This is a genomic window from Actinomycetota bacterium (assembly GCA_018333515.1).
Lineage (GTDB): Bacteria > Actinomycetota > Aquicultoria > Aquicultorales > Aquicultoraceae > Aquicultor.
In genome coordinates this window covers 96,225-122,778 of record JAGXSZ010000005.1, presented here as the reverse complement: position 1 = coordinate 122,778, position 26,554 = coordinate 96,225, and the positions used below count along the sequence as shown (strand labels likewise).

The 26,554-nt window shown below is 54.8% G+C and carries 23 protein-coding genes; all 23 read left to right on the top strand.

Annotated features, from left to right (window positions below; all coding sequences use genetic code 11):
* Nucleotides 1-8 precede the first annotated feature (8 nt).
* The 23 genes from KGZ93_01425 (at nucleotide 9) to xerD (ending at nucleotide 26,552) form a co-directional block, all read left to right on the top strand.
* Nucleotides 9-1,151: an aminopeptidase P family protein gene (locus tag KGZ93_01425; GenBank protein MBS3908287.1), complete on the top strand. Its 1,143-nt coding sequence runs from the start codon at nucleotides 9-11 to the stop codon at nucleotides 1,149-1,151.
* A gap of 48 nt (nucleotides 1,152-1,199) precedes the next feature.
* Nucleotides 1,200-1,757, top strand: coding sequence for an elongation factor P (gene efp / locus KGZ93_01420; GenBank protein MBS3908286.1), 558 nt, complete (start codon nucleotides 1,200-1,202; stop codon nucleotides 1,755-1,757).
* Nucleotides 1,758-2,283: 526 nt separating this feature from the next.
* Nucleotides 2,284-4,128, top strand: coding sequence for an acetyl-CoA carboxylase biotin carboxyl carrier protein (accB, locus tag KGZ93_01415; protein MBS3908285.1), 1,845 nt, complete (start codon nucleotides 2,284-2,286; stop codon nucleotides 4,126-4,128).
* Between the two features lie 69 nt (nucleotides 4,129-4,197).
* Nucleotides 4,198-5,547: an acetyl-CoA carboxylase biotin carboxylase subunit gene (gene accC, locus KGZ93_01410; protein MBS3908284.1), complete on the top strand. Its 1,350-nt coding sequence runs from the start codon at nucleotides 4,198-4,200 to the stop codon at nucleotides 5,545-5,547.
* An 80-nt stretch (nucleotides 5,548-5,627) separates the two neighbouring features.
* Nucleotides 5,628-6,047 carry a transcription antitermination factor NusB gene (gene nusB / locus KGZ93_01405; protein MBS3908283.1) on the top strand — a complete coding sequence of 140 codons (420 nt, stop codon included), beginning with the start codon at nucleotides 5,628-5,630 and terminating at the stop codon, nucleotides 6,045-6,047.
* Nucleotides 6,048-6,070: 23 nt separating this feature from the next.
* Nucleotides 6,071-6,280, top strand: a complete 210-nt coding sequence (locus KGZ93_01400; protein ID MBS3908282.1) for an exodeoxyribonuclease VII small subunit — start codon at nucleotides 6,071-6,073, stop codon at nucleotides 6,278-6,280.
* A gap of 88 nt (nucleotides 6,281-6,368) precedes the next feature.
* Nucleotides 6,369-7,148, top strand: a complete 780-nt coding sequence (locus KGZ93_01395; protein MBS3908281.1) for a polyprenyl synthetase family protein — start codon at nucleotides 6,369-6,371, stop codon at nucleotides 7,146-7,148.
* A gap of 134 nt (nucleotides 7,149-7,282) precedes the next feature.
* Nucleotides 7,283-9,229 (top strand): 1-deoxy-D-xylulose-5-phosphate synthase, encoded by a 1,947-nt coding sequence (gene dxs, locus KGZ93_01390; protein ID MBS3908280.1) that lies wholly within the window; start codon nucleotides 7,283-7,285, stop codon nucleotides 9,227-9,229.
* A gap of 51 nt (nucleotides 9,230-9,280) precedes the next feature.
* Nucleotides 9,281-10,111, top strand: coding sequence for a TlyA family RNA methyltransferase (locus KGZ93_01385; GenBank protein MBS3908279.1), 831 nt, complete (start codon nucleotides 9,281-9,283; stop codon nucleotides 10,109-10,111).
* Nucleotides 10,112-10,195: 84 nt separating this feature from the next.
* On the top strand, nucleotides 10,196-11,074 hold the full coding sequence (locus KGZ93_01380) for an NAD(+)/NADH kinase (GenBank protein MBS3908278.1): 879 nt from the start codon (nucleotides 10,196-10,198) through the stop codon (nucleotides 11,072-11,074).
* Nucleotides 11,075-11,083: 9 nt separating this feature from the next.
* The gene (recN, locus tag KGZ93_01375) at nucleotides 11,084-12,826 is read left to right on the top strand and encodes a DNA repair protein RecN (GenBank protein ID MBS3908277.1); all 1,743 of its coding nucleotides are present in this window, start codon (nucleotides 11,084-11,086) and stop codon (nucleotides 12,824-12,826) included.
* Nucleotides 12,810-13,673: a hypothetical protein gene (locus tag KGZ93_01370; protein ID MBS3908276.1), complete on the top strand. Its 864-nt coding sequence runs from the start codon at nucleotides 12,810-12,812 to the stop codon at nucleotides 13,671-13,673. Before recN ends, KGZ93_01370 begins: the two co-directional genes overlap by 17 nt.
* 208 nt (nucleotides 13,674-13,881) lie before the next feature.
* Nucleotides 13,882-15,003 carry a hypothetical protein gene (locus tag KGZ93_01365; GenBank protein MBS3908275.1) on the top strand — a complete coding sequence of 374 codons (1,122 nt, stop codon included), beginning with the start codon at nucleotides 13,882-13,884 and terminating at the stop codon, nucleotides 15,001-15,003.
* A 9-nt stretch (nucleotides 15,004-15,012) separates the two neighbouring features.
* Complete coding sequence (locus KGZ93_01360) at nucleotides 15,013-15,885, top strand: copper transporter (GenBank protein ID MBS3908274.1); 873 nt, start codon at nucleotides 15,013-15,015, stop codon at nucleotides 15,883-15,885.
* Between the two features lie 104 nt (nucleotides 15,886-15,989).
* Nucleotides 15,990-16,664 (top strand): glycosyltransferase family 2 protein, encoded by a 675-nt coding sequence (locus KGZ93_01355; GenBank protein MBS3908273.1) that lies wholly within the window; start codon nucleotides 15,990-15,992, stop codon nucleotides 16,662-16,664.
* Between the two features lie 20 nt (nucleotides 16,665-16,684).
* Nucleotides 16,685-17,797: a glycosyltransferase family 4 protein gene (locus KGZ93_01350; protein MBS3908272.1), complete on the top strand. Its 1,113-nt coding sequence runs from the start codon at nucleotides 16,685-16,687 to the stop codon at nucleotides 17,795-17,797.
* On the top strand, nucleotides 17,794-20,028 hold the full coding sequence (locus tag KGZ93_01345; protein ID MBS3908271.1) for a hypothetical protein: 2,235 nt from the start codon (nucleotides 17,794-17,796) through the stop codon (nucleotides 20,026-20,028). Before KGZ93_01350 ends, KGZ93_01345 begins: the two co-directional genes overlap by 4 nt.
* Before the next feature lie 31 nt (nucleotides 20,029-20,059).
* A complete protein-coding gene (locus KGZ93_01340; protein ID MBS3908270.1) occupies nucleotides 20,060-20,932 on the top strand; it encodes a hypothetical protein in 873 nt (290 codons plus the stop codon).
* A gap of 129 nt (nucleotides 20,933-21,061) precedes the next feature.
* The gene (locus tag KGZ93_01335) at nucleotides 21,062-22,696 is read left to right on the top strand and encodes a CTP synthase (GenBank protein MBS3908269.1); all 1,635 of its coding nucleotides are present in this window, start codon (nucleotides 21,062-21,064) and stop codon (nucleotides 22,694-22,696) included.
* Nucleotides 22,697-22,782: 86 nt separating this feature from the next.
* A complete protein-coding gene (locus tag KGZ93_01330; GenBank protein ID MBS3908268.1) occupies nucleotides 22,783-23,892 on the top strand; it encodes a M20/M25/M40 family metallo-hydrolase in 1,110 nt (369 codons plus the stop codon).
* Nucleotides 23,893-24,016: 124 nt separating this feature from the next.
* Nucleotides 24,017-25,102: a DUF3866 family protein gene (locus KGZ93_01325; GenBank protein MBS3908267.1), complete on the top strand. Its 1,086-nt coding sequence runs from the start codon at nucleotides 24,017-24,019 to the stop codon at nucleotides 25,100-25,102.
* Nucleotides 25,099-25,650 carry an NUDIX hydrolase gene (locus KGZ93_01320; GenBank protein MBS3908266.1) on the top strand — a complete coding sequence of 184 codons (552 nt, stop codon included), beginning with the start codon at nucleotides 25,099-25,101 and terminating at the stop codon, nucleotides 25,648-25,650. Before KGZ93_01325 ends, KGZ93_01320 begins: the two co-directional genes overlap by 4 nt.
* 11 nt (nucleotides 25,651-25,661) lie before the next feature.
* Nucleotides 25,662-26,552, top strand: a complete 891-nt coding sequence (xerD, locus tag KGZ93_01315; GenBank protein MBS3908265.1) for a site-specific tyrosine recombinase XerD — start codon at nucleotides 25,662-25,664, stop codon at nucleotides 26,550-26,552.
* Nucleotides 26,553-26,554: the final 2 nt, after the last annotated feature.

Genomic DNA, 26,554 nt, shown 5'->3' with positions numbered 1-26,554 from the left:
GACCCTTTATGGTTAGACTCTATCCGAACAGGGTCTGTCGCATCGCGGATGACGGGGGATTTGGGATAAACTACAGCGAACGTCTTAACAAACTTAGAGAACGCATTAGAGCGGCTGAGATCGACGTCTTACTCGTCAGTGAGCCGCATAATATTTTCTATCTAAGCGGTTGCGCGGGCGGGATGACCGGCGCGAGGGTGCGCCTTATCGTAGACAGTCAAAAATCAACGCTCATCATAGACCACCGCTATTATGACGAAGCGCTCAAGTCGGCGAATGCCGATGAGATTGCGCCCTGGGCCAAACCGTCGATGGAAGAGATAGTGGCGGTTGCCCGACAAAACGGGGCGAAAAGGGCGGGCTTCGAGGCTACGCACGTTACTGTTAGACAATTCGAGCGGCTGGTCGAGGAGTTTGGAGAGGTTCAATTGGTCGGTCTCTCTAACCTGGTCGAACCTTTACGTGAAGTAAAAGACGAGTATGAGATTGCTAACATCGCCGCCGCCGCGGCTCTCGCGGATCGCGCCTTCGACCATATCATCGATTTTATAAAACCGGGCACGAGCGAGCGAGACATCGCGATCGAGCTAGACTATTTTATGTTGAGAAACGGTGCGCGGAAGCCGAGTTTCGAGACGATAGTCGCTTCGGGTGCGAATTCGGCGATACCGCATGCCGTGCCCTCAGAGAAAAGAATCGAGCCGGGTGATTTCGTAAAACTCGATTTCGGCGCGGTTATCGAGGGCTATCACTCCGATATGACGCGAACGGTCGTTGTGGGCGAGGCTAGTAGCCGCAAACGCGAGATATATGAAAAAGTAAGAGAAGCCCAGCTCGCCGCGCTGGCGGCGGTCGCCCCCGACAAAAGCGGCGAAGAGATAGACGCCGCGGGCAGGCGCATTATCGCCGAGGCCGGCCTCGGCGAGTATTTTACGCATAACGTAGGTCATGGCGTCGGACTTAATGTCCATGAGTCGCCGGTGCTGGGCGCGGGGAGCAAGAGTTTGTTGAAGCCGCAGATGGTCGTTACGGTGGAGCCGGGAATATATATAAGCGGCTTCGGAGGCGTCCGTATAGAAGACCTTGTCGTCGTGACCGAGACAGGCAATAAAATATTGACGCACTCGACGAAAGAGCTGCTGGAGTTGTAGAATTACTAGGAAAAAGGGATTTTGGGCGGAGGCGATACGGAGGTTTTAATGATTTCGACGAATGAGTTTAAGAACGGGATGACCATCTATGTAGACGGTGTTCTCTATCAGATTGTTGATTTTCAACATGTCAAACCGGGTAAGGGCGGGGCGTTCGTTCGCACGAAACTAAAGAATTTCAAGACCGGCGCTGTGGTGGACAGAACATTCAGGGCCGGCGAGAAATTTGACCAAGCCGTCGTGAACAGACGCTCCATGCAATATCTCTACAACGACGGCAGCGAATATATGTTTATGGACACCGAAACTTATGAGCAGATAGGTCTGCCGGCGGCGTTTCTAAGTAGTGAGACGAACTTTCTAAAAGAAAACATGAATGTTCTTATCGCAATGCATGAGGGGCAAGCGATAGCCATAGAGTTGCCGATAACCGTGGAGCTTGAGGTAACGGAGACCGATCCCGGCTTGAAGGGTGACACCGCGAGCGGCGCCACTAAGCCCGCCACGCTCGAAACGGGCGCGCTCGTGCAGGTACCGCTTTTTATTAAGATAGGCGACATAGTCAAGGTCGACACCAGAACAGGCGACTACATCACCAGAGCCTAGCCGGGCTGTTCTGTTACGCGTGCCTATTAGCCGGGTTTAACGGAGTGACGAGGAGCGTCATTCGATATCAGGCGAACGCGTATACATAAATTGAGCAAAATCTTCACCGCTGGGTGAAAATAGAGTATAATAACATAGATTAAATACAGGTGATACCCCGTTCTGAAAGCTGGACGGGGTATATTGTAACTCGGAGTGTGTTACAATACCTGAACAAGGGATTGCGGTCTCCGGAGAAGCCGGGTGCGAAGGGGAATCCGTGTCGGCGCCGGAACGCGCGCGAGGCGGCAAAACTTATTTCGCAACACGGTTCGGATGCTGAAGACCGAGCGATTTAATGATGTTAAAGGCCGTTATTCGAGTGAGATAACGGTTTCGAGGTTGGATCTAACCGCAGCATACCAAAGCGCTATTTAAGGTTGTTCAACGAGCGTTTCGCCGCAACGGCCAATCGAGCGCACCCTCCTATAGTGCTTGATTGCGGAGTATGGAAGGTAAAAATTGTCAACGATGAAGTGGGTGTTGTATGAAGAATAGGCCGGTCAAGATAACCGATACGACATTACGCGATGCGCACCAGTCACTTTGGGCGACTCGTATGCGTACCGACGATATGCTAAGGGTTTTGGAACATCACGACCGCATCGGCTATTATTCGCTGGAAGTTTGGGGCGGCGCCACGTTCGACGCGACACTCCGTTTTCTAGATGAGAATCCCTGGGACAGGTTGAGGGTCATCAAGAAGCACGCCCCCCGCACCCCGCTGCAGATGTTGTTGCGAGGGCAGAATCTCGTCGGATATCGTCAGTATCCCGACGATATCGTGCGCCGGTTCATCCATGCGTCGGCCAAGAACGGCATGGATATCTTTAGGTGCTTCGACGCGCTCAACGATACGAGGAACCTGAAGGTATCGATAGAAGCGGTCAAAGAAGCGGGCGCCCACGCTCAGGGCGCAGTCTGTTACACAATAAGCCCCGTCCACACGTTGGAGCACTACATAGAAACCGCGATCGAGCTGGTGGAGATGGGTGTCGACTCGATTTGTATCAAGGATATGGCGGCGCTGCTTACCCCCTACAGGACGCAAAAACTAATAGAGCGCCTGCGCAGGGAGGTCGAGGTGCCGATCGATTTACACTGCCATTACATCGGCGGTATGGCACCGATGAATTACCTGAAAGCAATCGAAGCCGGTGTGGATATAATCGATACGGCGACTGTGCCTCTCGCATTCGGCAACTCACAGCCGGCGGTCGAGATGATTGTGGCCGCGCTCAAAGATACGCCGTATGACACCGGCTTTGACCTGGACGAGCTTTTCCATATCGCGAAATACTGGGAGGACATTAGAGTTAAGCGGGGCTTCCAGAGAGGAGTGACGTCGCTCGCGAATATGCAGGTCTTTGCGCACCAGGTTCCCGGCGGCATGATATCGAACCTCGAAAGCCAGCTTGAGCAACAAAAATCGGCGGACCGGCTCGACGAGGTGCTCGAGGAGATTCCTAAAGTACGCGCCGAGGTGGGGTACCCGCCGCTGGTGACGCCGATGAGCCAGATCGTCGGTACGCAAGCCGTACTAAATGTTCTCACCGGAAAACGCTGGGCGATTATTCCGGACGAGATGAAACAGTACATCAGAGGGCTTTACGGTCGTGCGCCGGGGCCTATGGACAAGGATATAGCCTCGCGGATTCTCGGTGACGACGAGGTCTTGACGTGCAGGCCGGCCGATTTGATTACCGAGACATTCGAAGATTACGCGAAGGCTATAGGAGACTTGGCCAAGAGCGAAGAGGACGTATTGACATACGCATTATTCCCGAACGAGGCGAGAAAATATCTCGAGTCTCATGTGGACGGTGCGGAAAAAGCGGTATTCATGATGAGCGAAGAAATAGGGTCCGCCGGGGAGGATGGGGTTATGGATATAAACCAGATCAAAGAACTCATAAAGCTGGTAGACGAGAGTGGCGTCTCGGAAGTGATCATCGAGGAAAACGGGGTAAAGATAGCGGTACGCAAGGGCGGCGTGACAGCGGCGGTCGAAGCACCCGCGGTATCGATCGGCGGCGGAGAAAAGACGGCTCCGAAAGAGGAGAAGAAAGACGGCGACTACCCGGGGCACTGGAAAAAGATAGTAGCGCCGATGGTCGGAACTTTCTACAGTTCGGGCTCTCCGGGGGCGGACCCGTTCGTCGATGTGGGCGATGAGGTATCGGAAGGCCAAACGCTCTGCATCGTCGAGGCGATGAAATTGATGAACGAGATAGCAGCGGAAGAAAAGGGTATAGTCCGGGCGATAGCGGTCGAAAACGGCGATGCGGTCGAGTACGGCCAAGTCATGTTTGTGTACGAGCCTAGCGCTTAGGAAGCAGACGATAAGGATAATGGCTAAGTCGCGGTCAAGGTTGGGTTTGAAGGCGTAAGGGAGAATATATTGTTTCGTAAAGTATTAATAGCAAACAGGGGTGAAATCGCGGTACGGGTGATAAGGGCGTGCAAAGAGTTGGGGGTCCCGACCGTAGCAATTTATTCGGAGGCGGACGCGGAGGCGTTACATACAAAATTGGCCGACGAAGCGGTCTGTGTCGGCCCGGCGCAAACGCACCGCAGCTACCTTAGTATCCCGAATATTATCAGCGCGGCCGAAGTTACGGGCGCGGACGCGATTCATCCGGGTTACGGGTTTCTAGCGGAGAACCACCAGTTTGCCGATATATGTAAATCGTGCCACATAACTTTTATCGGGCCGTCGTCCGAGGCGATAGAGGCGATGGGGCATAAATCGGAAGCGAGACGCCGCATGACGGCGGCGGGAATACCGGTAACGCCCGGAACACAGGGGTCGGTCTCGGGCGAGAAGGAAGCGGTAAGCGCCGCTAAGGAGATAGGTTACCCGGTAATGATAAAGGCCTCCGCCGGAGGCGGAGGCCGGGGAATGAGAGTAGCCCAGAACGAGAAAGAAGTCGTCAAGTTTCTTCAAATGGCGCAAGCCGAAGCGAAAGCGGCATTCGGAAACGACGAAGTCTACATGGAGAAGTTCGTCGAAAAACCGCGCCATATCGAGTTTCAAATAATCGCCGATTCCTTTGGAAACGTAGTCCACCTCGGAGAGCGTGACTGCTCGATACAGCGCCGGCACCAGAAGTTGGTCGAGGAGTCTCCGTCGCCGTCGATATCGGCCGCGCAGCGCGCCGAGATGGGCGAGGTGGCGGTGCGGGCCGCGAAAGCCGTCGATTACGTCAACGCCGGTACGATCGAGTTTCTGGTCGAACCGGACGGCAGCTATTACTTCATGGAGATGAATACGCGAATTCAGGTCGAGCATCCGGTTACCGAGATGGTGACCGGCGTGGATCTTATTAAAGAACAAATCAGAGTCGCGGCCGGTGAAGCCCTCGGTTTTACGCAGGATGATATCAAAGCCAACGGGCATGCCATCGAGTTCAGAATTAACGCGGAGGACCCGGATAAGAATTTTATGCCGGCGGGCGGCAAAGTATCGCTATATAACCCACCCGGAGGACCCGGAGTGCGCATCGACAGCCACCTGTATACAGGCTATGAAGTGCCCAGTTATTACGACTCGCTCCTGGCGAAGCTCGTTGTTTGGGGCAACGACAGGAACGAGGCGATAGATAGGGGCAGAAGAGCGCTGGAAGAATGTGTTATCATGGGCTTAGCGACAACGATACCGTTTCACTTAAAAGTTCTCGACAACGCGATTTTCAGGAAGGGCGAGGTCTACACGGATTTTATCGCCCAGTGGATATTGAACGACCAATAAAGTTAGCGAGCCGCGCGAATGTGGCCGTAACGCCGTGTGCGGGCTAAGACCGGCAAGATTACAGGCGGAAATCTGGATATATGATGTCTGAACGTCGAAAAGCGCGGAAAGACGCATTGGAAATTCTCTACGAGAACGAGATTACCGGGCAGCCTTTCGGCGAAATAATTAAAAATAGGATTCTTGCCAGGGAAGAAGCGCCAAGCGATTTTACCATCACCTTGATATATGGTGTCGATAAAAATCGTCGGGCAATCGATGAAGCGATAACTTCGCATACCGATAACTGGGCGCTTGAGCGTATGCCGATAGTCGACCGCAACCTCATCAGAATCGGCCTATACGAGATGGTGTACGAGGAAGATATACCGGTTAGCGTTTCAATCAACGAAGTCGTTGAATTGGCTAAAGTCTACGGGATGGAGGAATCGAGCAAGTTCGTCAACGGCATTCTCGGCAGGATCGCGACAGAGTTGAAGCAATCAAAACAAAGCAGCTAAAACAGAAGAAGATGGTGGGACAATTGGAGAAATTAAACTACGACCATGCTTTGGAACGGCTCGAAGACATTGCCGAGCAGGTAAGAAAGAAAGAGATAAGCCTGGAAGCCTCACTCGACCTTCTCGAAGAGAGTATCCAACTTGCTACCTTGTGCAATCAGCAGATAGACTATACAGCCTGGATTCCTCAGAACGAAGAAGATTCCCCGGGGGAAGATATAGTTGACCGCTAAATATCCGGATGATACCAGGCTTTTAATCGAAGCCGGCCTGAGAGAGTATTTTCCAAAGAAACGTAACCCCGAAGTTGTCTACGAGGCGATGAGCCACAGCCTTTTCTCGGGCGGCAAGCGGTTCAGGGCCATACTCGTCATCGAAGCCGCGAAGTTGTTCGGGGCGACCGCCGATGAGGTAATGCCCACCGCTTGCGCCGTCGAATACATCCACACTTACTCCCTGATCCACGACGACCTTCCCGCGATCGACGACGATGAGTTGCGCCGGGGCAAACCTACCTGTCATATTCTCTTTGGAGAAGCCATGGCGATTCTCGCCGGTGATGCGCTCTTTTCAGAGGCGTTTAGCCTTATTGCGGGCGCGCAGAGAGCGGGTGACCGGGGCCGCATAGTAGATGTGATGCGCGAATTATCCTCGGCGGCCGGGGTTGCCGGGATGGTCGGCGGCCAGGTCGTGGATATTATCTCACAGGGCCGGGATATAGACGCGTCGACGCTCGAGTTTATTCACGAAAACAAGACGGGCGCGTTGATAAAAGCCTCAGTCAGGGCCGGCTCGATTTTAGCCGGGGCATCGCCGTCCGAGCTGACCGGATTGAGTTCGTATGCGGGATATCTGGGGTTGGCGTTTCAAATAACCGACGATGTGCTCGACGTGGTCGGGGAGACCGAGGTTTTGGGTAAGATGTCGGGGAGCGACGCGAGATTAGGGAAGGCGACCTATCCGTCGGTCTATGGGCTCGAGGAGGCCAAAGCGATGGCCGAGTCGGTTGTCGGCCGCGCAAAAGAGGCGCTCGATGGAGTGGCGGGCGATACGACGGTCTTGAGAAACTTGGCGGATTTTGTTTATGAGCGACAGTTCTAGTCTGTCTGAAAGATCCGGTGCGGCGGTTTTCAAGGTCGCGTTCGATGCGATGGCGATTGTATGGATGTTGTCGTTTGGGCTATGATGGGGGATGAATGAGTTAGGCCCGTCCATTACGGGAAAAGAAGGATAGTATGGATTACAAGATCTTAAGTACGATAGACGGCCCAAAAGACTTGAAGCGGATGTCCCATGGCGAGCTGGCGCGGCTCGCGCAAGAGTTGAGGACGCGGCTGATCGAGGCTGTCTCGGAAACGGGCGGGCATCTCGGGTCCAATCTGGGAGCGGTCGAGTTCACACTCGCTCTCCACCGGTCGCTCAATAGTCCCAAAGACAAGATCGTATGGGATGTGGGACACCAGAGCTACGTTCACAAGCTTATAACCGGCAGGAATGAGACCTTTACGACCCTGCGTCAGTACGGAGGGTTGGCCGGTTTTCCGAAGAGAGCGGAGAGCGCGCACGACGTGTTCGATACGGGACATGCGAGCAACTCGATAAGCGTGGCGCTCGGCATCGCCGAGGCGCGAGATATGAAGGGGGGAGACGAGCATGTCGTAGCGGTCATAGGCGACGGGTCGCTCACCGGCGGCATGGCCTATGAAGCGCTCAACCAGGCCGGGCATTTGGGGACGAGCCTTATCGTTGTCCTCAACGACAATGAGATGTCGATATCGCCGAATGTCGGCGCGATGAGCAGCTATCTTACACAGCTCCGCCTCGACCCGGGCCACACCAAGCTGCGCCGCGAGATAGAGTCGCGAATCAAGAAGCTCCCCGCCATCGGAGAGTTCGTTTACGATATCGGGATGCATATTAAAGAGAGCGTCAAAGCGCTGCTCGTTCCGGGCATGCTCTTCGAAGAGCTGGGATTTACATATATGGGACCGTTCGACGGTCACGACATCAAAGATTTAGAGAAGAACATCGCGCTTGCTAAGCAGGTCGGAGGGCCTGTATTGATTCATGTAATCACCAAGAAGGGGCTGGGCTACATACCGGCGGTCGAAAGGCCGGAGAAATGGCATGGAATCGCTCCTTTTGTGCAAAGGACGGGCGAGCCCAAGTCGTCGAGTAGCGCCGCGACCTATACCGAGGTGTTCGGTAATACGCTCGTGGATTTAGCGAAGAAGAACGATAGGATAGTTGCGATAACGGCGGCTATGACCAGCGGTACGGGCCTGGACGAATTCGCGCTGGAGCTGCCGGACAGATTCTATGACGTCGGTATCGCGGAGGCTCACGCGGTGACGTTCGCCGCGGGCATGGCGACCCAGGGTTTCCATCCGGTAGTGGCGATATACTCGACGTTCTTGCAGCGGGCGTTCGACCAGATAATGCAGGATGTCAGCCTCCAAGAGCTGCCGGTGGTCTTTGCGATAGACCGGGCGGGACTTGTAGGCGAAGACGGGCCGACCCACCACGGGGCGTTCGACCTTACATATCTGCGAAGCGTTCCGGGCCTTGCCATAATGGCCCCGAAAGACGAAGACGAACTGCGGCACATGCTCTTTACGGCTACGGAAATCGGTCAGCCGGTGGCGATACGTTATCCACGCGACCTGGGTCGCGGGGTCCCTGTTTCAGAGGACTACCGCATTATGCCTTTGGGTAAGGGCGAGATTCTCGAAGAAGGAACGGAAATCTGCCTGCTCGCGGTCGGGCGAATGGTCAATTCCGCGCTGGAGGCGGCCAAGATACTGCGGGAGCGCGGCGTATCCGCGTCCGTTGTAAATATGCGCTTCATTAAGCCGATAGACGAGGAGCTGATAAGCCGGGCGGCCGAGAAACACAAACTACTCGTCAGCATCGAGGAGAATACGGTCGCGGGAGGCTTCGGCTCAGCGGTTCTGGAATCGTTGGTGGAGATGGGGTATCACATGCCGTTTCTCAGGCTGGGGCTGCCCGATAGGTTTATGTCCCACGGGTCGATGAAACGCCTTCTCGCGGAGGCCGGTCTCGACGCTAACGGCATCGCGTATAGTGTCAACCGTAAGCTGGACGAACTGAAGAGCGGCAAGAAACCGGGCGATTCCGCCGGGCGCGCGCCCTTCGGTACCCACCCCACGATCTTCGAGTAGTAGGCTCGATGACGCGGCGCGTTCAACAAACCATCCAGTCTAGATTATTTTATGGGCAGAAAACGAGCCGACGTATATCTAGTTGAATCAGGCCTGGTGGAAAGCCGCGAGCAAGCTCGGCGGCTGATTATCGCTCGGAAGGTTTATGTCGACGCTAAGCCCATCGAGAAACCCTCCAGCCTGGTCGATGAGGGTGGCCATATAACAATCGATCGGGACGACTCGTACGTATCCCGAGGCGGGCTGAAACTAGAAAAAGCGCTTCGAGAGTTCTCGATCGACCCCACGGGCAAGGCGGCAATCGATATAGGGGCATCGACCGGCGGCTTTACCGACTGTCTGTTGAGTAAAGGCGTCAAGCAGGTGGTCGCCGTAGATGTCGGTTATGGCCAGCTAGCTTGGTCCCTGCGCCAAGATCCGCGAGTCATAGTTTTGGAGCGGACCAACATCCGCCACGTAAAACCCGATGATCTTCCCTACCTCGCCGACCTTATCACCATCGATGTCTCTTTCATATCTCTTCAAAAGATTTTATCGAGCGTTTTAGCGCTGCTGGCGCCGGACGGTGAGATTGTAGCGCTCGTGAAGCCGCAGTTTGAAGCGGGACGCGCGAGGGTCGGCAAGAAAGGTGTGGTAAAAGACCCGACCGTGCACAAGGATGTCTTAAACGAGACCTGGGAATTCTTTGAGAAAAACGGCATGCGGATTAAAGGGATTTCATTCTCGCCGATAAAAGGGCCGGAAGGAAATCTCGAGTTCTTGCTCTACGCCGCGGGCGATGGTGCGCCTGTCGGTGAGAGCGAGAGAAAAAGGATTATCGATGCGGTCGTCGAAAAAGCCCATGAAGCGCTGTGGGGCATAGCTTCCGCTTCCGGTGCATAGGCTTTGAATCTTCGCGAAACGTGCCAATCGAGTTCGGTTGCCTTATAATATAATAAGTTTGTTCATAAACGGTGTGGGAGTCTGATGGCATATATTGAGGGCAAAGCGACGGGCAAAATAGTGATACTGCCGAACCTCGACAAAAGCGAAGTCCCGAAGATGACGTTGGAGCTGATTTCGTGGTTTAAGGCGAAACGAGTGGAAGTCCTGTTATTGACCGAGGATGCGGGAAGGCTCGGCTTGGACGCGCTCGGCGCCGGTCTCGACGAGATTTTGACGAGTGACGCCGTGGTCGCGCTCGGGGGCGACGGCACGATTCTTCGTGCGGTACGAATGCTAAAAGGAGCGGAGATTCCGGTTATCGGCGTCAATATGGGGCGGGTCGGGTTTTTGTCCGAAGTCGAGCCCGATGAGCTTTATCCCGCTATGGAGCGGCTGCTCTCAGGGGACTATATCGTCGACGAGCGCATGATGCTCGAGTGTAAAGTACGCGCGGGCGATTGCGAAAACACTTATCTTGCGCTCAATGAAATCGCTATAGAGCGCGGCCATCACCAGCGCATGCTCGAAATGGACGTTTACATCAACGATATAATGTTCAGCAAATACACCGCGAACGGGCTGATTTTCGCGACGCCGACCGGCTCGACGGCTTATTCGTTTTCCGCCGGCGGACCTGTGGTTTCGCCGGAAAACGAGCTGATTTTATTAGCGCCCGTCAACCCGCACTCCCTTTTTGGTAGGACGATGGCGCTCAGCGCCAACGATACGGCGCGCGTCGAGCTTGCCAAGGACCTCGAGGTAATAGTAGGGGTAGATGGTTGTCTCGAGTTCTGCGCCATCTTCGACTCGGTGGAGATAAGGCGGGCCGATTCGAAGGCTCAGCTGATAAAACTTAAGGAGCAGAGTTTCTATACGCTCTTCAAGATTAAGCTGCGTGTCTGGGATTCCTGGCTTCGATAGGCGGCATATATGTTACACGAGCTATTCATAAGGGATTTAGCCCTTATCACTAAAGCACGCGTTGAGTTTGGGGGCGGCCTTAATGTCTTGACCGGTGAGACCGGAGCCGGTAAGACGGTTGTGGTCGGAGCGGTCAACTTGTTGCTCGGCGGCAGGGCGGACAACTCCATGATTCGGCGCGGGTGCGACCGTGCGGAGGTACAGGGATTGTTTTCGGTACCGCCGGCGATGAAGCCCGATTTCGCGCGGGACAACCTTCTCGCGGATGATGGCGAGTTGATAATTCGCCGGGTCATCTCGGCGGACGGCAAGAACAAGTGCTACATAAACGACAGCATCGTTACGGTCAAGACCCTGGCCGAGGTAGGCAGAAGACTCATAGACCTCCACGGCCAACATGAGCACCAGTCTCTCTTTAGGCCCTCGACACACATTGACTTTCTGGACAAATATGGCGGTGTCGAACTACTGCGACTTCGCGATATTTTTCGGGACGACCTCAAAAGATTGCGAGAACGGCGGAGTGAATTGGCGGCCATTCAAAACGCGGAACGCGAACTGCCCGCGAAGAAAGACCTTCTACAGTTTCAAAGCAACGAGATAGAGCGGGCGGCTCCGGTAATCGGCGAGGATGAAGAGCTTATGCGCGAGCGCGAGATATTGCGAAATGCGCGGAAGTTGTGTGAGTTCGCCGCGAACTCGGTCAACTCGATTTCGGATAGCGGCGATTTTACGCCGGCGGTCGACCTTGTCGCGCGCGCGGCCGAAGATTTGCGCACCATAGCCAATATCGACGCGGCGCTCGACGAGATAGCGGAGAGGCTCAACAGCCTCACTATCGAACTCGAAGATTGCGCGGCGTCGCTTAAAGACTACGTGACTAGCCTCGATTTTCCTCCGGGGCGCTTACAGGAAGTCGAGGACAGGCTTTCATTGCTGGCGTTATTGAAGAAAAAATACGGGGCGAGCATCGAAGAGATTTTGAAATACCGCGATTCGGCGGTGCGGGAATTGTCGCTGTGCGACACATCCGGCGAACGGATAGCTTGGCTGGAAGGAGAGGTAGCCGAATTCGAGCGAAGGCTCGCCGGAACCGCGATGAAGCTGAGCCTTATGCGCAAAGAAGCGGTAGATAAATTTTCTTTCGAGGTCGCGCAAGAATTGGCGGATTTAAATATGGTAAACGCCGATTTTAAAGTATTATTAATCAGTGAGGACGATATCGACGGCTTGCCCGTCGAAAACGGGTGTTTCAAGGTGAATGCGCACGGCATCGATAGGGTCGAGTTCCTCGTCTCGGCCAACAAGGGAGAACCCCCGCGGCCGCTCGCGAAGATAGCGTCCGGCGGAGAGGTCTCCAGGATTATGCTGGCTTTAAAGATAGTCTTGGCGGATGCGGATGAGACTCCGACGCTCATTTTCGATGAGATAGACGTCGGGATAGGGGGCAAGACCGCGATGGCGGTCGGCAAAAAGATGTCGCTGCTCAGCCGGGAACATCAGGTCATGGCCGTCACTCACTTATCACAGATAGCGAGCTTTGCGGACAGCCACTTTTCGATTGAAAAAAGGGAGCGCGACGAGAAGTCCATAACCGAAATAGACGAACTTTTTGACGAAGACAGGATACGCGAGATAGCACGGCTATTAAGCGGCAAAGTCGATTCGGAACTGTCGCTTAAGCATGCCGAAGAATTGCTTTTTGAAGCCGAGGGGAAGAAAGCGAGCGAGGTGCGTGGAAGAACCAACTGATGTCAAAGACGGAGTAAAGGGTGCTCAGCCGAGAGATATCCTGTTGAAAAAAGCAGGCCTAGAGAGCGAATTCAGTGCCGCTCGCATAGAAGCTAAACGGCGGCGGCGGCGGCTGAACGCGATGCTCAGGGCAAAACAGGTTTTAATGGCAATGTCACTCGTCTTGTCCGTAGGGCTATCGATATATATCGTCTCGGAGACAAACATTTTCAGTTTCAAATCGGGCGGGGCGGCGAGCGCTACCGAGTCCGCGGAAGAAACCAGCCCGCTGTATGAGAGCTTTGCGACCGTGGGCACGTCTAGTTTGGGCTTGGCGCTACCCGCGCGGCGGGGGAGCGTCGTCGGCGTGGGATTTCATCAAGCGCAGAGTCGCGAGGCGATCGCGATGGTGCCCGCGCCGGAGTGCTATGACAGGGAGGCGACCGCCACCGTTCGAAACGCGGTTATGGGCGCGGAGCAACCGGTACTCTTCATCATGGAGTCGAGGGGCAGGGGAAGCGCGCCGACTTCGGCTACGGATATCGCGCTGGCCCCCAATTCGGAAGTGCTCAGTCCGGTAAACGGCGTTGTAACCGTCGTCAAGACCTATGACCTTTACCGTAAAATAACCGATTATCACGTCGAAATACAGCCCGATGGGTATCCTGACTTGCGGGTCGCGATAATTCACATCGACGATGTTCGGGTCGGTGTCGGGCAACGTCTCGAAAAAGGAGAGACCGTCATCGGCGTGCTCAGGCCTTTGCCGGAGATAAACAGCCAGATAAACAGGTATCTGCCGGAACTTACGGACCATGTTCATATGCAGGTCAATCCCGCGGCGACAGAGGGCAGTCTGGGCTCGTAGACCGCTATGCGAAAGCGGCTATGGGTAATCGAGTGAAGAAGGCTTTATTGTGTCTAAAGATAGAAAAGCCGCAAAGGGCGCGAGGCGCGTTTCCGGCAATCATATTAGAAAACCGGTAAGCTTTGATGATAGGTCGGCCGTCGAATCCTTCGAAGTCGACGGCAAAAGGGCGCCCCCTAAATTGCTTACGAAAGGAAAGACCGGCAACATGTATTTCGATGGAATGGCGAGGCTGGACAGGCGGACAAAGAGGCTTGTAAAGCGCCTTAAGCCGAGTGATATAGCCATTATCGACCACGAAGACCTCGATCGCGTAACGGCCGAGGCTCTAGTCGAGACGGGCGTCGAGGTAGTCATAAATGCGAGCTGTTTTACATCGGGTAAATATCCGAATGCGGGTCCGCTCGTTCTTTGCTCGGCCGGGATTCACCTGCTCGACAACGTCGGACCCGAGATTTTCGACCTTGTCAAAGAGGGTAGCCCGCTTACCGTCAAAGGTGAGGACATTTGCCTGGGCGACCGAACAGTGGCCAACGGAAAGAAATTGACATATATGATGCTCGAAAACGAACTGGAAAAGGCGCAAGGCCGGATAGGCGAAGAGCTGGAAAAATTCGCGGTGAACACGCTCGAATATATGCAAAAAGAGAAAGCGTTGATACTCGACGGGTCGAGAGTTCCGGAGACGAGTATAGATTTTAACGGCAAACACGCGTTGATTGTGGTCAGAGGATATGATTATAAGGCCGACCTAAAGGCTTTGCGCGCTTACATACGTGAGATGAAGCCGATTTTAATCGGCGTCGACGGCGGCGCCGACGCGCTGGTGGAGGAGGGTTACAAGCCCGACATTATCATCGGCGATATGGATAGCGTGGCCGACGCGACGCTTAAATGCGGAGCGGAACTCATAGTCCACGCGTATGACGGCGGGCGCGCACCGGGTTTGAGCCGGCTCCAAAAACTAGGTCTGTCGGCGATAGTCTTTGAGGCGGCGGGCACCAGTGAGGATATCGCGATGGTTCTGGCTTATGAAAAGAGCGCGGAACTTATCGTGGCGGTAGGGACGCACGCCAATCTCGTCGAATTTCTGGATAAGGGCCGACAAGGGATGTCGAGTACTTTTCTTGTGCGGTTGAAGGTCGGCGGTAAGTTGGTCGATGCGAAAGGCGTCAACAAGCTCTACCGCTCCAGCGTAAAAGTAAGCCACCTCGGGGTATTATTTTTAGCCGGATTGACCGCTATTATAGCGATAATAATCGCGGCACCGGCCATTAGGCAGTCGATGCGTCTTATGCTCGTACAAGTGAAGCTAATATTAGGCCTTTAGGAGAAATTCATGTTTGATATGCGCTATCACATAGCGTCGCTGGTCGCGGTATTTATCGCGCTTGCGATCGGTATTCTTTTAGGAACGGTCATCGACGACAAAGGGATGCTTCTCCAGCAACAGCAATCGCTGGTCAAGAGGATAGAAACGAATTTTAACACGCTCAGGGACGAGAATAAGTCGCTCAAAGTCGAACTCGACGAAGAAAAGAAGTTAACGCGCGGCGTCTATCCGCTCTCGATTACGGGAAGGCTCGCCGGCCGGAATGTGGTTGTACTGGCAACTTCGAAGAAGCAGGACGAGATGCTCTCCGAGGTGGTCGATGGTCTGAGCGCGGCGGGAGCCGTTGTCGGCACGGTCAAAATCAAGGAAGACTTCGAGCTGACCGACGAGGTCAAACGGGAACTCGCGGCATACCTGCCACAAGAGATGAACGATGATAACGTCCGCGAAATGATCCTTAAGAAACTGGTCGAAGAGCTGGTCGCAACAGATACCGCAACCGCCGCGACGACCACGACCGGCCCGGTCGTTCCATACCTTAACAGGCTGAGCGAGTTCGGTTTTATCGTGGCCGAGACCGACGCTTTGAAGCCGATTACAGCGGCGCTCATACTCGGCGGCACCGATGGGGATTTAAATCCGAAAACGACCGACGTTCACATTATAGCAGCCTTAAAGGGGATGGGAATTCGGGTGGTCGGGGCCGAGAACAGAGAGTGTAAGAAATCATATATGAAAGCATATCAGCAAACCGGCATACCCACCGTCGATAATATAGACACCCAGGCGGGCATCGTATCGGCCGTTTTCGCCCTAAGGGAGGCGAATGGTAATTTCGGAGTCAAGGCGACGGCAGACCAGTTGGTGCCGAAGGTTTAACGCTCCGGCGCCGAGTGATGCCCCGGCGCCGACAGGGAGAGTACGTCGGTATTCCAGGGTTACGTGGAGTAAGTGCCGCACAAGCGCTTGAAGAACAGGAATTCATGGTTGAGATATCCGTAGTAGCGGTTATAGCCGCCTACAATGAAGCCGACCGCATTGCGGCGACCGTGCGAGCGACTAAAAAGATTGGCGAAGTGACCCGGGTTTTGGTCGTCGATGACGGCTCTATCGATGGTACCGCGAGGGTCGCCGCCGAGGCCGGCGCCGATGTGCTCGGCCTCGAGCGAAACCTCGGAAAAGGCAAGGCCCTTGAGAGCGCTATGCCCGATGTGACCGAGGACATCATTCTTTTTCTCGATGGGGATTTAGGGGAGTGTGCCGGGGAGGCGGCGTTAATCCTGGAACCGGTACTCAAAGGCACGGCCGACATGGCCATAGCGGATTTCCCAAAACCCGAAAAGGCCGGCGGAATAGGTTTGGCTAAGGGTTTGGGCCGCTGGGGGATAAAGCGCTTTACCGGGCAGACTATGCGAGAGCCGCTATCCGGACAGCGTGCCGTCAGGTCGGTACTGGTGAAGAATTTGTCATTCGAATCCGGCTACGGCCTGGAGGTCGGCCTAAGCATAGATATATTGAGGCAGGGTTGTCGAGTAATAGAGGTGCCCGTAAAGATGACCCATCGCGAAACGGGACGAGATTTAGCGGGAGTTATTCATCGCGGGCGTCAATTTGTCGATATACTAAGCGTAATATTCAAACGATTTTTGAGGCACTAATCGCGACAGGGGGAAAAGCCGTGATTGAAAGAGGAATACTATATATTGCGCATCCTGCTACGAACAGCATGAAGCAGCACCTCTTGATTTTAATCAAATACTTGAACCGGGCTCGATATAAACCGTATCTCGCCGTATCTCACGACCCCTATATGATCGAACACCTCGACAGGCTCAACGTCGAATATGTGGTCGTGCCGGAACTCGCCACGGCTAATAAGCTTGGCGTGGGAGGGGTCGCCAAGAAGATCGCGGCGTTTGCCCGAGACAAAGAGCGCGTCATCAATTTGATACATAGCCACGACTATCAGGCGTGTTTTGTCGGCGATCAGGTCGCCAAATTACTTAACGTACCGCATATCTGCACGGTGCACACGCTCGAAAACGCCTATTCAAAAAAGAAAAAGGGCTTGCTTTCGGTTGCTAATGATAAGATAGCCGCTATGCCGGACATGCTTATTGCGGTATCGGAAGCGATCGAGCGGAGCGTAGCCGCTTTTAATAAAGTCCAAATCATACACAGCGGCATCGAGGCGGATAGGTTCGGAGAGACCCTCGATACCGAGCACTTGTTTAGGGAACTCGACGTTTCCAAAGAGAACAAGCTGGTAGGGGTCGTGACCCGCTTGTCGCCGGAGAAAGGCAATAGTGTCTTTATAGATGCCGCCGCCGTCTTGGCAAACAAATTCCCGGATATGCATTTTATCATCACCGGCGACGGCGATGATGGTGAAAAACTCAAAAAACAAGTGGCAAGCCACGGCTTGACACAGCGCTTTCATTTTTTGGGATTCAGGCGCGACGTCGCGCACATCCTCAAGAGTCTAGAGGTAGTCGTCATACCCAATCTCGCTTCGAATATTCCTATGGTATTACTCGAGGCGCTGGCGTGTAAGCGTCCGGTCGTGGTAACCGATGTGGCGGGAGTGAGGGAAGTCGCCGGCGAGAGTTGTGTCGATTTAGTAAAACCGGGCGACAGCGGAGCGCTCGCGTCCGCCGTCGAGGCGGTTTTGGCGAGCAAGTTGAGATCGATGTCAAAGGTACAGACCGGACAGAAATTGGTCCAGGATAAGTTTACCGTTTTGCACATGATGAAGCCTACCGAATCGATTTACCTGGAGGTCGCTCGATGAGCCTGAAGAGGAAATACTTGACCGTATTTCTGATTCTCGCGACCTTCGCGCTCATAAGTTTTTTGCCGCAAGCCGCGTCCGCGAAAGGTAAACCAAAAGTCGTTTTTGTCTTAATCGATAATATCACCTGGGACGATATCGCTAAGGCGAACGACCCGTTCATCAATGATTTAGTTGAAAATAATTCCGCCGCGCTCTTGAACAACCGGACATACGGCAGGCCTTCGCGCCCGCGCGCGACGGTTTCCGTCGGGTCGGGTGTGCGGGCGAATGCGCTTTTCAACAGCGCCGACGGTTATAATGCGACCGAGGAGTTTGACGGTGTCGAAGCCGGCGATGCGCTGTTTGTAAGAACCGGCAAGAGGGCGAAGCCCGGCAATGTCGTCGAACTCGGCTTGCCGGCGATCATCGCCGATAATTCCTATATTCATCAGGATATTGTGCCTGGGGCGATGGGGCAGCTCCTAAACGATAACCATTTAAAAACAGCGGTTTTGGGCAATTCGGATACCTCATACGAATCCGACCGGGAGTCGGACAACCGGGAAATCGTCGCCCTGGCGATGAACTCGTCCGGCATCGTCGATTATGGAGACGTAAGCAAGGCGGTTCTAGTCAAAGACCGCAAAGCGCCGTATGGCATCAGGGCGAACGATACGGTTTATCTGGAGCGACTTCAAGAACTATTAAAAGTCGCCGACTTCATAGCGATCGACTACGGCGATACGACGAGAGCCGATTTATACTCGACCAACGTTCTTGAAGAGCGCGCCGAGAGTTTAAAGACAGCCGCCTTAAAGCGCGCCGGCGCGTTCTTGGAGCGAGCGATGGAGGTCGCCGGCGATGATACGGTCTTTATAATTGCGAGCCTATCGCCGCCGGGCGCAAGCGCGACGGCGATTTCAGGCGACGAGGAACAGCTTACTACCGTGATCATCAGCGGCCCGGGTTTTGAATCGGGAAGTCTGACCTCGGCCGCGACCAGGCGCGCGGGAATCATAAACAACACCGACATCACCACGACGATATTGGATATACTCGGCGTCACGCCCCATTACTCGATGGTCGGGAGCGAGGCGACAGTCGGTTCCGAGAAGCTCTCTATCGAGCGGATGAACGCGTTTAACGCGAGCGCGGTCGGTATAAAATCGGCGCGACGGACAGCGGTGTTGACCTTTATATACCTACAAGTGGCGCTCTATGTCGTCGCGGCGCTCCTTCTGTATTACGTCCGCAAGGCAAACCGGCGCTATATTGGTTTTATGAAGACGCTGATTCTGACGTCGATGGGGTTCCCGCTCTTTACTTTCTTCGCCTCGAAGGTACAATTTTTTGCGGTCAACGGTGTTTTGTTGATAGTCGCCGCGCTTGCCGTGTCGTTATCGTTGGCCGCGATTCTTGCCGCGCTCAAAGTAAACAAACTCTTTCCGCTCGCGGTTATTAGTTGTGCCACGATGTTTACTATTCTGGCCGATGTCGTTCTCGGTGCTAATCTTCAGCTAAATTCGATATTCGGTTACGACCCGATTCGCGGGAGCCGGTTCTTTGGTATCGGAAACGAAGCCTTCTCTATTCTGCTCGCCAGCGCCCTCTTGACCGTCGGGTTGATCCTCGAAAGGTGGCGGCGCGGCGTTGCGCTGGCGGCGGGGGCGGTAGTGGCTCTCACAGTTCTTATCGTCGACGGATTTCCGGCGTTTGGCGCGGATGTCGGCGGCATAATAGCGATTACGGCCGCGTTTACCGCGATGGGGCTTCATCTCCATGAAGTCAAACTTAACTACAAGACCATTTTGCTGGGCGTCGTGCTCATCGGGTTGGCGTTGTTCGCGTTCGTCGCATATGATGTTCTAGACGGCTCCGGTACGCATATGGGCCGCACCATCGAGTTGATAGCCGAGGGGGGAGTTTCGGGCCTTGTGACCATTGTGAGCCGGAAGCTGGCGACCAATATCATGGTGTTGCGTTACAGCACCTGGTCGTATTTTCTATTAATAATCATGGTGCTAACGGTCGCTTTAAGTTATCGCCCGGTCGGGCTCCTGAAGAAGCTTTTCGCCAGACACAAAGGACTTACAGCCAGCGTGACGGGAGCGGTCGTCGGGTCGATAGTCGGTTTCGCGGTTAACGATTCAGGAATATTAATACCCGCGATTATAATGTCATACATATTTCCGTCCATCGCCTACCTGATGCTTTGGGAGCGGTATGATATGAGCGGGCGAGAATTATAAAGCTAGTTGATCCAGATTTATTCGAGGAGCGATGTCGATCTTTACTGTCCTTTGGACTATCGCGCACTTTATAACCGGAGTGATACTCGCCGCTATTATAGGCGGCGCGCTCAAGCGTCTGCTCCACGATTCGGGCGCGCTAAAACAGAACTATCGCCGCCGAGATGTGGTAAACATGATGGGGTTGAGCCTTATATTGGTTTGGCTCGCCATGATGGCGGTCGCGGCCGCGTTTGGCTTTGCGCGGGATATCGTCGGCCTGCCGGTTCCGGAGCGATTTCAATTTACGCCCGACATCTCCATGCCGCTTACCATTCTTATCCTGGGGGTCGGGATCTTCGGGCTTATCGATGATCTGTTGGGAAGTCGGGAGTCTACCGGGTTCCGGGGGCACATAGGGCAATTACTCAAAGGTCGTCTGACGACGGGCGCGCTCAAAGCGCTGGGAATTCCCGCCGTTGCGTTTTTCGCAATATATCAGCTCTCGATCGGACCGCTCGAAGCTTTTGGGGATGCGCTGCTCATAGCTTTGTTCGTCAACACGCTTAATTTGCTGGATTTGAGGCCGGGCAGGGCGCTCAAGTTCTTTATTCCGCTCCTTTCGATATTTTTGCTCTACGCGCCCTCATCGTATGGGCTAGCGACGGCGGCGCTCCTCGGGGTCGCGCTCGTTCTGTTGAGGGCGGACTTAAGAGAGGAGATAATGCTTGGAGATGTCGGGTCGAACGTTCTCGGGGCGGTTCTCGGCTTCAGCTTTGTGATAACCTTCGGCTGGGGCGTGAAGCTGCCGCTGATCATTGTTCTTGTCGCGTTACAGGTCTTAACCGAGAGGTATTCGCTTACCGGGATAATCGAGAATACGCCGGTTTTGCGGGAATTCGACCGTTTGGGTAGAAATATATAGTAGCCCGCACGGACGCCGGTTTCATGTTACAATTCAAAAGTTGGCGTTTTGATGGCTGGATGTTTTGCGGTTAAGTTGCCGTTATTGTAGACTTTATTATCGGTATGGCAAACAAAAGGGGAGAGACGATTGGCTAAATATATCTTCGTAACCGGTGGAGTCGTATCGTCACTGGGAAAGGGGATCACGGCGGCTTCGCTCGGAAGACTCTTGAAGACCAGGGGATTCAAGGTGACGATTCAAAAACTCGACCCCTACCTCAACGTCGACCCCGGAACGATGAGCCCTTTCCAGCACGGTGAGGTCTTCGTCACCGAGGACGGCACCGAAACCGACCTGGATCTCGGGCATTACGAGCGTTTCATCGATGAGAACCTCGGCAAGGACAGCAATGTGACCGCCGGGCAAATATACTCGTCGATAATTGCCAAAGAGCGCCGGGGCGAATTTCTGGGCGGAACCGTCCAAGTAATCCCCCACGTGACCAACGAGATAAAACAGCGCATACTTAGTTTGGGCAGTGATGATGAGAAGCATATCGTCATAACGGAGGTCGGCGGAACCGTCGGCGATATCGAGAGCCTTCCCTTTCTGGAGGCGATTCGTCAATTCAAGAAAGACGCCGGAAAGAGCAACGTCCTTTATATACATGTGACCCTCGTGCCGCATCTCGTATCTTCATCGGAACTTAAGACGAAGCCTACGCAGCATAGCGTAAAGGAGCTGCGCAGTATCGGCATTCAGCCCGATATCATAGTGGCGCGGTGCGACCGCGCAATCGACGTGTCGATAAAACGCAAGATAGGACTCTTCTGCGACACCGAGCCTTCTTCGGTAATAACCGCCGTCGACGTCGATAATCTTTATGTAATACCGTTGAGGTTGCACGAGGAAGGGCTCGACGATATCGTCGTCGAGCACCTGAAGCTCGGCAACGGCAAGGCCGACCTCTCGGAGTGGAACAGCCTCGTGGAGAGGATTCGCAGGCTCGAAAAGAAGATTCGGATCGGGCTGGTCGGTAAATACGTTCAGCTTCCCGACGCTTATTTAAGCGTGGTCGAAGCGCTTAAACACGGCGGCTTCTACAACAACACCGATGTCGAGATTGTCTGGGTCGACGCCGAAACGGTCAGCCAGGAAGAGGTCGAACGTCAACTCATCGCGGTAGACGGGATTCTAGTGCCGGGCGGTTTCGGGATAAGGGGTATCGAGGGCAAGATTCACGCCGTTAAGTTTGCCCGTGAAAACAAGATTCCGTTCTTTGGAATATGCCTCGGTATGCAGTGTGCGGTCGTCGAGTTCGCGCGAAACGTAGTCGGCTATGCGGGCGCGAACAGTTCGGAATTCGACCCCGCGACGGATTATCCGGTTATCGATTTATTGCCTGAACAGAAGAGCGTCGAAGATATGGGAGGGACGATGCGCCTCGGCGCGTATCCGTGCAAGCTTACAAAGAAGACCTTCGCCCACGAGGCGTACGGCGCGCTCGAAATACAGGAGCGCCATCGTCACCGCTATGAGGTAAGCAACGAGTTTGTGGAGGCGCTTAGAAAAGCCGGGCTCACCTTGAGCGGAGAGTCGCCCGACGGTAAACTCGTCGAGATAGTCGAGATAGCCGACCATCCCTGGTTCGTAGGAACGCAGTTTCACCCCGAGTTCAAATCGCGCCCTACCAGGCCGCATCCGCTGTTTAGGGAATTTATAGGGGCGGCGCTCCGTTACCATACAGGGAGAGGGAAAGCGGCCTCGATACACAACTATTAGGGAGATCGTTGTGTGAGGGAATAGAGATCAGTTTACGAGTCACGGCCGAAAAGGTCGTGAAGGATAGTCGATGGTCGGAGGGGCATATGGTAGACGAGGGGCGAGTCTTAAGAATCTTCGAAAACCTGGTGAGTATTTACAGCCCGAGCTATAACGAGCGGGCGATTGCCGACCATATCACGAGCTATCTAACCGCGCTTGGCTACTTGACCTATGAAGACGAGACCGGCCCTTCTATAAGCGGCAACACCGGGAACATTCATGTCACCATACCCGGCACCGCCGACGGCCCCTGTATTTTATTCGCGGCGCACATCGATACTGTCGAGCCCGCGCAAGGCGTGAAAGTCTTGGTCGAAGACGGCCTCATCAAAAGCCGGGGCGACACTATATTGGGGGCGGACGACAAAGCGGGAGTCGCCGCCATGCTCGAGCTGGCTACGGTTCTAGCGGCAACCACCTTCGCGCACGGGCCTGTTCACCTTGTCTTCACCGTAGCCGAAGAGGTCGGTCTCAAAGGCGCGAAACACCTCGACCTCGACGATAAAAGTCTCGATTACGCTTATGTTCTCGACGCGAACGGGAAGGTCGGCCTGATAAACGTAAAAGCACCGTATCAGGATTCCTTCGAGGTCGAGTTTACAGGCAGGGCGGCGCATGCGGGAATCGCTCCCGAAACAGGCATCAACGCAATCGTCGCGGCGTCGAAAGCGATAAGCATGATGAGGCTCGGCAGGATAGACAGTGAGACTACGGCCAATGTGGGCACCGTAGAGGGGGGTATAGCCGGCAATATCGTCGCCGAGCGCGCCAAAGTCTTCGCGGAGTCCAGGAGTATCGACATCGAAAAACTGCGGGAGCAATCGAGACACATGGTCGAGTGCTTCAACGCGGCGGCGGAAGAGACCGGCGCGAGTGTAAACATCGTCCGGTACCGGCCTTACGAGGGGTATTCTCTAACCGAGGACGAGCCGATTGTGGCCAGGGCGATAAGCGCGATGAAGAGTATCGGCATCGAACCGGTTATCACGCATACCGGGGGCGGAAGCGACACCAATGTCTTCAACGCGAAAGGCGTGGTTGCCGTCAATCTTAGCATGGGCGCCGAAAATGTCCACGGCAAAGACGAGTTCTTACCCGTGGCGGAGCTGGTCAAGCTGTCGGAGCTACTGCTCGAGCTGATAAGGTCGCCATAGCGACTTTGCGTCCGAGCTGACTATAATCCATTACAAGCGGGTCGTCCGCTCCGCCGTTTTATTTCATGGTATACTCTGTGCCTAAGAGCGCGAAATATTGGAATCCTTTGAAAATGGAGCGACGATGCTTACGTTAAGACACGCGCGTGTGCTGGAAGTCGTCAGAACGCGTCCGGGATATATCGAGGTAAACGTCGAAATCGACGGCGAAAACGGCCGCGCGATATCTTACCCGGCCCTGGTCGGGGAGATTTCGCCCGGCGATGAAGTCGTTTTAAACACGACCGCCGTCGATGTCGGCCTGGGAACCGGAGGCAGCCACTATATTCTCTGGAATTTGGCGCGGCGCTCGCTGGAGGTCCCGGCGCCGGGCCACATTATGAAGCTTCGCTATACGCCGCTTCAGATAAAGTGTCTAGCCGCTGAGGAGCGGGAAAGCCCCCACCATGAAGTATTGCGTGACGCGTCGAACATCGACGGCTTGCCCGTTATTATAGGGACGCTCCATAGCCAGCTGCCGGCCGCGGCGGTGATGCTCAGAAAGCTGATGCCCGAGGCGAAAATCGCTTATATTATGACCGACGGCGCGGCGCTGCCTTTAGCGTTGAGCGAGACGGTCGCCCGTCTCAAAGAGGGCAACTTCTTAGATGCCACGATAACTATTGGCCATGCGTTCGGCGGAGACCTCGAAGCGATAAATATCTATAGCGGCTTGGCGGCGGCGAAATACGCGGCGGAAGCGGACGCCGCCATCGTCTCCATGGGCCCGGGGATTGTCGGGACCGGCACCAAACTCGGCTATACCGGGATCGAGCAGGGCCAGATAGTAAACGCGGTAAACAGCCTGGGCGGTGTCGCGATAGCCGTGCCGCGCATAAGTTTCGCGGACAAGAGGGGGCGGCACCAGGGCTTGAGCCACCACACGATAACGGCGCTCAAAATAGCGGCGACAACCCCCGCCGTAGTGACGTTTCCGGTGGTCGAAGGGGCGAAGAGATCGATTATCGAAGGACAGGTCGCGCGCGCGGAAATCGGCCGCATGCATCGTATTGAGACGCTCGACGCGAGCGAGACGCGAGCGGCGCTTGATGCCGCCGAGATACGCCCGACTACGATGGGGAGGGGCATCGAGGAAGAGCCGGAATTTTTTATGGCCGCGGGAGCGGCCGCGATTTTCGCGGCGCGCATTTTAGTAGGGGATGAGAGTTGAAAGAGAAGAAGTTTACGGTGGTGGAGTCGAATCTTATCTACAACGGGGCGATAATAAGGCTCCATGTCGATAAGGTCAAAAACATCGAGGGAAGGATATTAAAGCGGGAGGTCGTCGAACATCTCGACGCGGTCGGAATCGCGGCGCTGGACGCCCACAACAACATCGTCCTGGTCAATCAGTACCGGCACCCGCTCAAAAGGGACCTTCTCGAGATTCCGGCGGGCCTGCTTTCGGAGGGCGAGGACCCGGCGGATTGCGCGTTAAGAGAGTTGAAAGAGGAGACCGGCTATACGGTTAAGAAGATCGAGAAACTGGCGGCGTTTTACACCTCGGCCGGCTTTACCGATGAGCGATTTTACTTGTTTTTCTCGGATGACCTCGAGGAGGGTGAGCCGGAACTCGAGCCGGGCGAGGACGATATCGAGCTGGTGTTGATCCCTCTGGGGCAGGCGCTGGAGATGGTTTCGCGCGGCGAAATAGAGGACGCCAAAACACTGACGGCAATACTGATGGCGGCGCAAAAAGTAGGCCGGATAGGATTGTAGGCGGCGATATGATACGCGATTATCTGCTCGATTTCTTGAACTATTTGTCCGTAGAGAAAGGGCTGGCCAAGAATAGTATCGACGCGTACGAGTTGGACCTCCGCCGATACCTCGACTACCTGGACGAGGCCGGTATCGCTTCTTTTGACACGGTCACATACGACCTGGTCCTGGCGTACCTGAAGAGGCTGCGCGAAGAGTATGGCGACGCTTCGGTGGCCAGGAAGGTCGCGTCGCTCAAAGCGTTCCACAAATTTCTCGTCCGTGACGGCGTGACCGAGAACTTTCCTACCGCCGACATCAGGGCGCCCAAGAAGGCGCGAAAATTGCCGAAAGTGCTCTCGGTGGCCCAGGTCGGCAAACTTCTGGAGCAGCCTTTAGGGGCTAGTCCGGGTGTTATGCGAGACCGGGCGATACTGGAGCTGCTGTACAGCAGCGGTTTGCGGGTCTCGGAATTGGTCGCCCTCGATGCCGAGGATGTGGACCTGCGCAACGGCTATCTGCGCTGTTTGGGCAAGGCTTCCAAAGAGCGCATCGTTCCCCTGGGCAGCCACGCGTCGGAGGCGGTGACCGAGTATATCAACAAATCGAGGCCCCAATTAGCGGGTAAGTACCGCCCGACGGCGCTCTTTCTGAATGTTAGAGGCGAGCGCCTGTCGAGGCAGAGCTGTTGGAAAGCGGTAAAGAAATACGCGGAGAAAGCCGAAATCGGAGATATGTATCCGCACTCGCTGCGACATTCGTTCGCCACGCACCTGCTCGCTAACGGAGCGGACCTCAGGGTGGTGCAGGAATTGCTCGGGCACGCCAATATCTCGACGACGCAGATATATACGCACGTCACCAAAGAAAAACTGCGGGCGGTTTACGAGCGCGCGCACCCGAAGGGGTCTAAGGGATAACG

What these genes read in the sequence shown, in the direction of transcription:
- KGZ93_01425 (MBS3908287.1), top strand. Translation starts at nt 9, where the DNA reads ATGGTTAGACTCTATCCGAACAGGGTCTGTCGCATCGCGGATGACGGG.
- efp (MBS3908286.1), top strand. Translation starts at nt 1,200, where the DNA reads ATGATTTCGACGAATGAGTTTAAGAACGGGATGACCATCTATGTAGAC.
- accB (MBS3908285.1), top strand. Translation starts at nt 2,284, where the DNA reads ATGAAGAATAGGCCGGTCAAGATAACCGATACGACATTACGCGATGCG.
- nusB (MBS3908283.1), top strand. Translation starts at nt 5,628, where the DNA reads ATGATGTCTGAACGTCGAAAAGCGCGGAAAGACGCATTGGAAATTCTC.
- KGZ93_01395 (MBS3908281.1), top strand. Translation starts at nt 6,369, where the DNA reads ATGAGCCACAGCCTTTTCTCGGGCGGCAAGCGGTTCAGGGCCATACTC.
- dxs (MBS3908280.1), top strand. Translation starts at nt 7,283, where the DNA reads ATGGATTACAAGATCTTAAGTACGATAGACGGCCCAAAAGACTTGAAG.
- KGZ93_01385 (MBS3908279.1), top strand. Translation starts at nt 9,281, where the DNA reads ATGGGCAGAAAACGAGCCGACGTATATCTAGTTGAATCAGGCCTGGTG.
- KGZ93_01380 (MBS3908278.1), top strand. Translation starts at nt 10,196, where the DNA reads ATGGCATATATTGAGGGCAAAGCGACGGGCAAAATAGTGATACTGCCG.
- recN (MBS3908277.1), top strand. Translation starts at nt 11,084, where the DNA reads ATGTTACACGAGCTATTCATAAGGGATTTAGCCCTTATCACTAAAGCA.
- KGZ93_01365 (MBS3908275.1), top strand. Translation starts at nt 13,882, where the DNA reads ATGTATTTCGATGGAATGGCGAGGCTGGACAGGCGGACAAAGAGGCTT.
- KGZ93_01360 (MBS3908274.1), top strand. Translation starts at nt 15,013, where the DNA reads ATGTTTGATATGCGCTATCACATAGCGTCGCTGGTCGCGGTATTTATC.
- KGZ93_01355 (MBS3908273.1), top strand. Translation starts at nt 15,990, where the DNA reads ATGGTTGAGATATCCGTAGTAGCGGTTATAGCCGCCTACAATGAAGCC.
- KGZ93_01345 (MBS3908271.1), top strand. Translation starts at nt 17,794, where the DNA reads ATGAGCCTGAAGAGGAAATACTTGACCGTATTTCTGATTCTCGCGACC.
- KGZ93_01340 (MBS3908270.1), top strand. Translation starts at nt 20,060, where the DNA reads ATGTCGATCTTTACTGTCCTTTGGACTATCGCGCACTTTATAACCGGA.
- KGZ93_01330 (MBS3908268.1), top strand. Translation starts at nt 22,783, where the DNA reads ATGGTAGACGAGGGGCGAGTCTTAAGAATCTTCGAAAACCTGGTGAGT.
- KGZ93_01325 (MBS3908267.1), top strand. Translation starts at nt 24,017, where the DNA reads ATGCTTACGTTAAGACACGCGCGTGTGCTGGAAGTCGTCAGAACGCGT.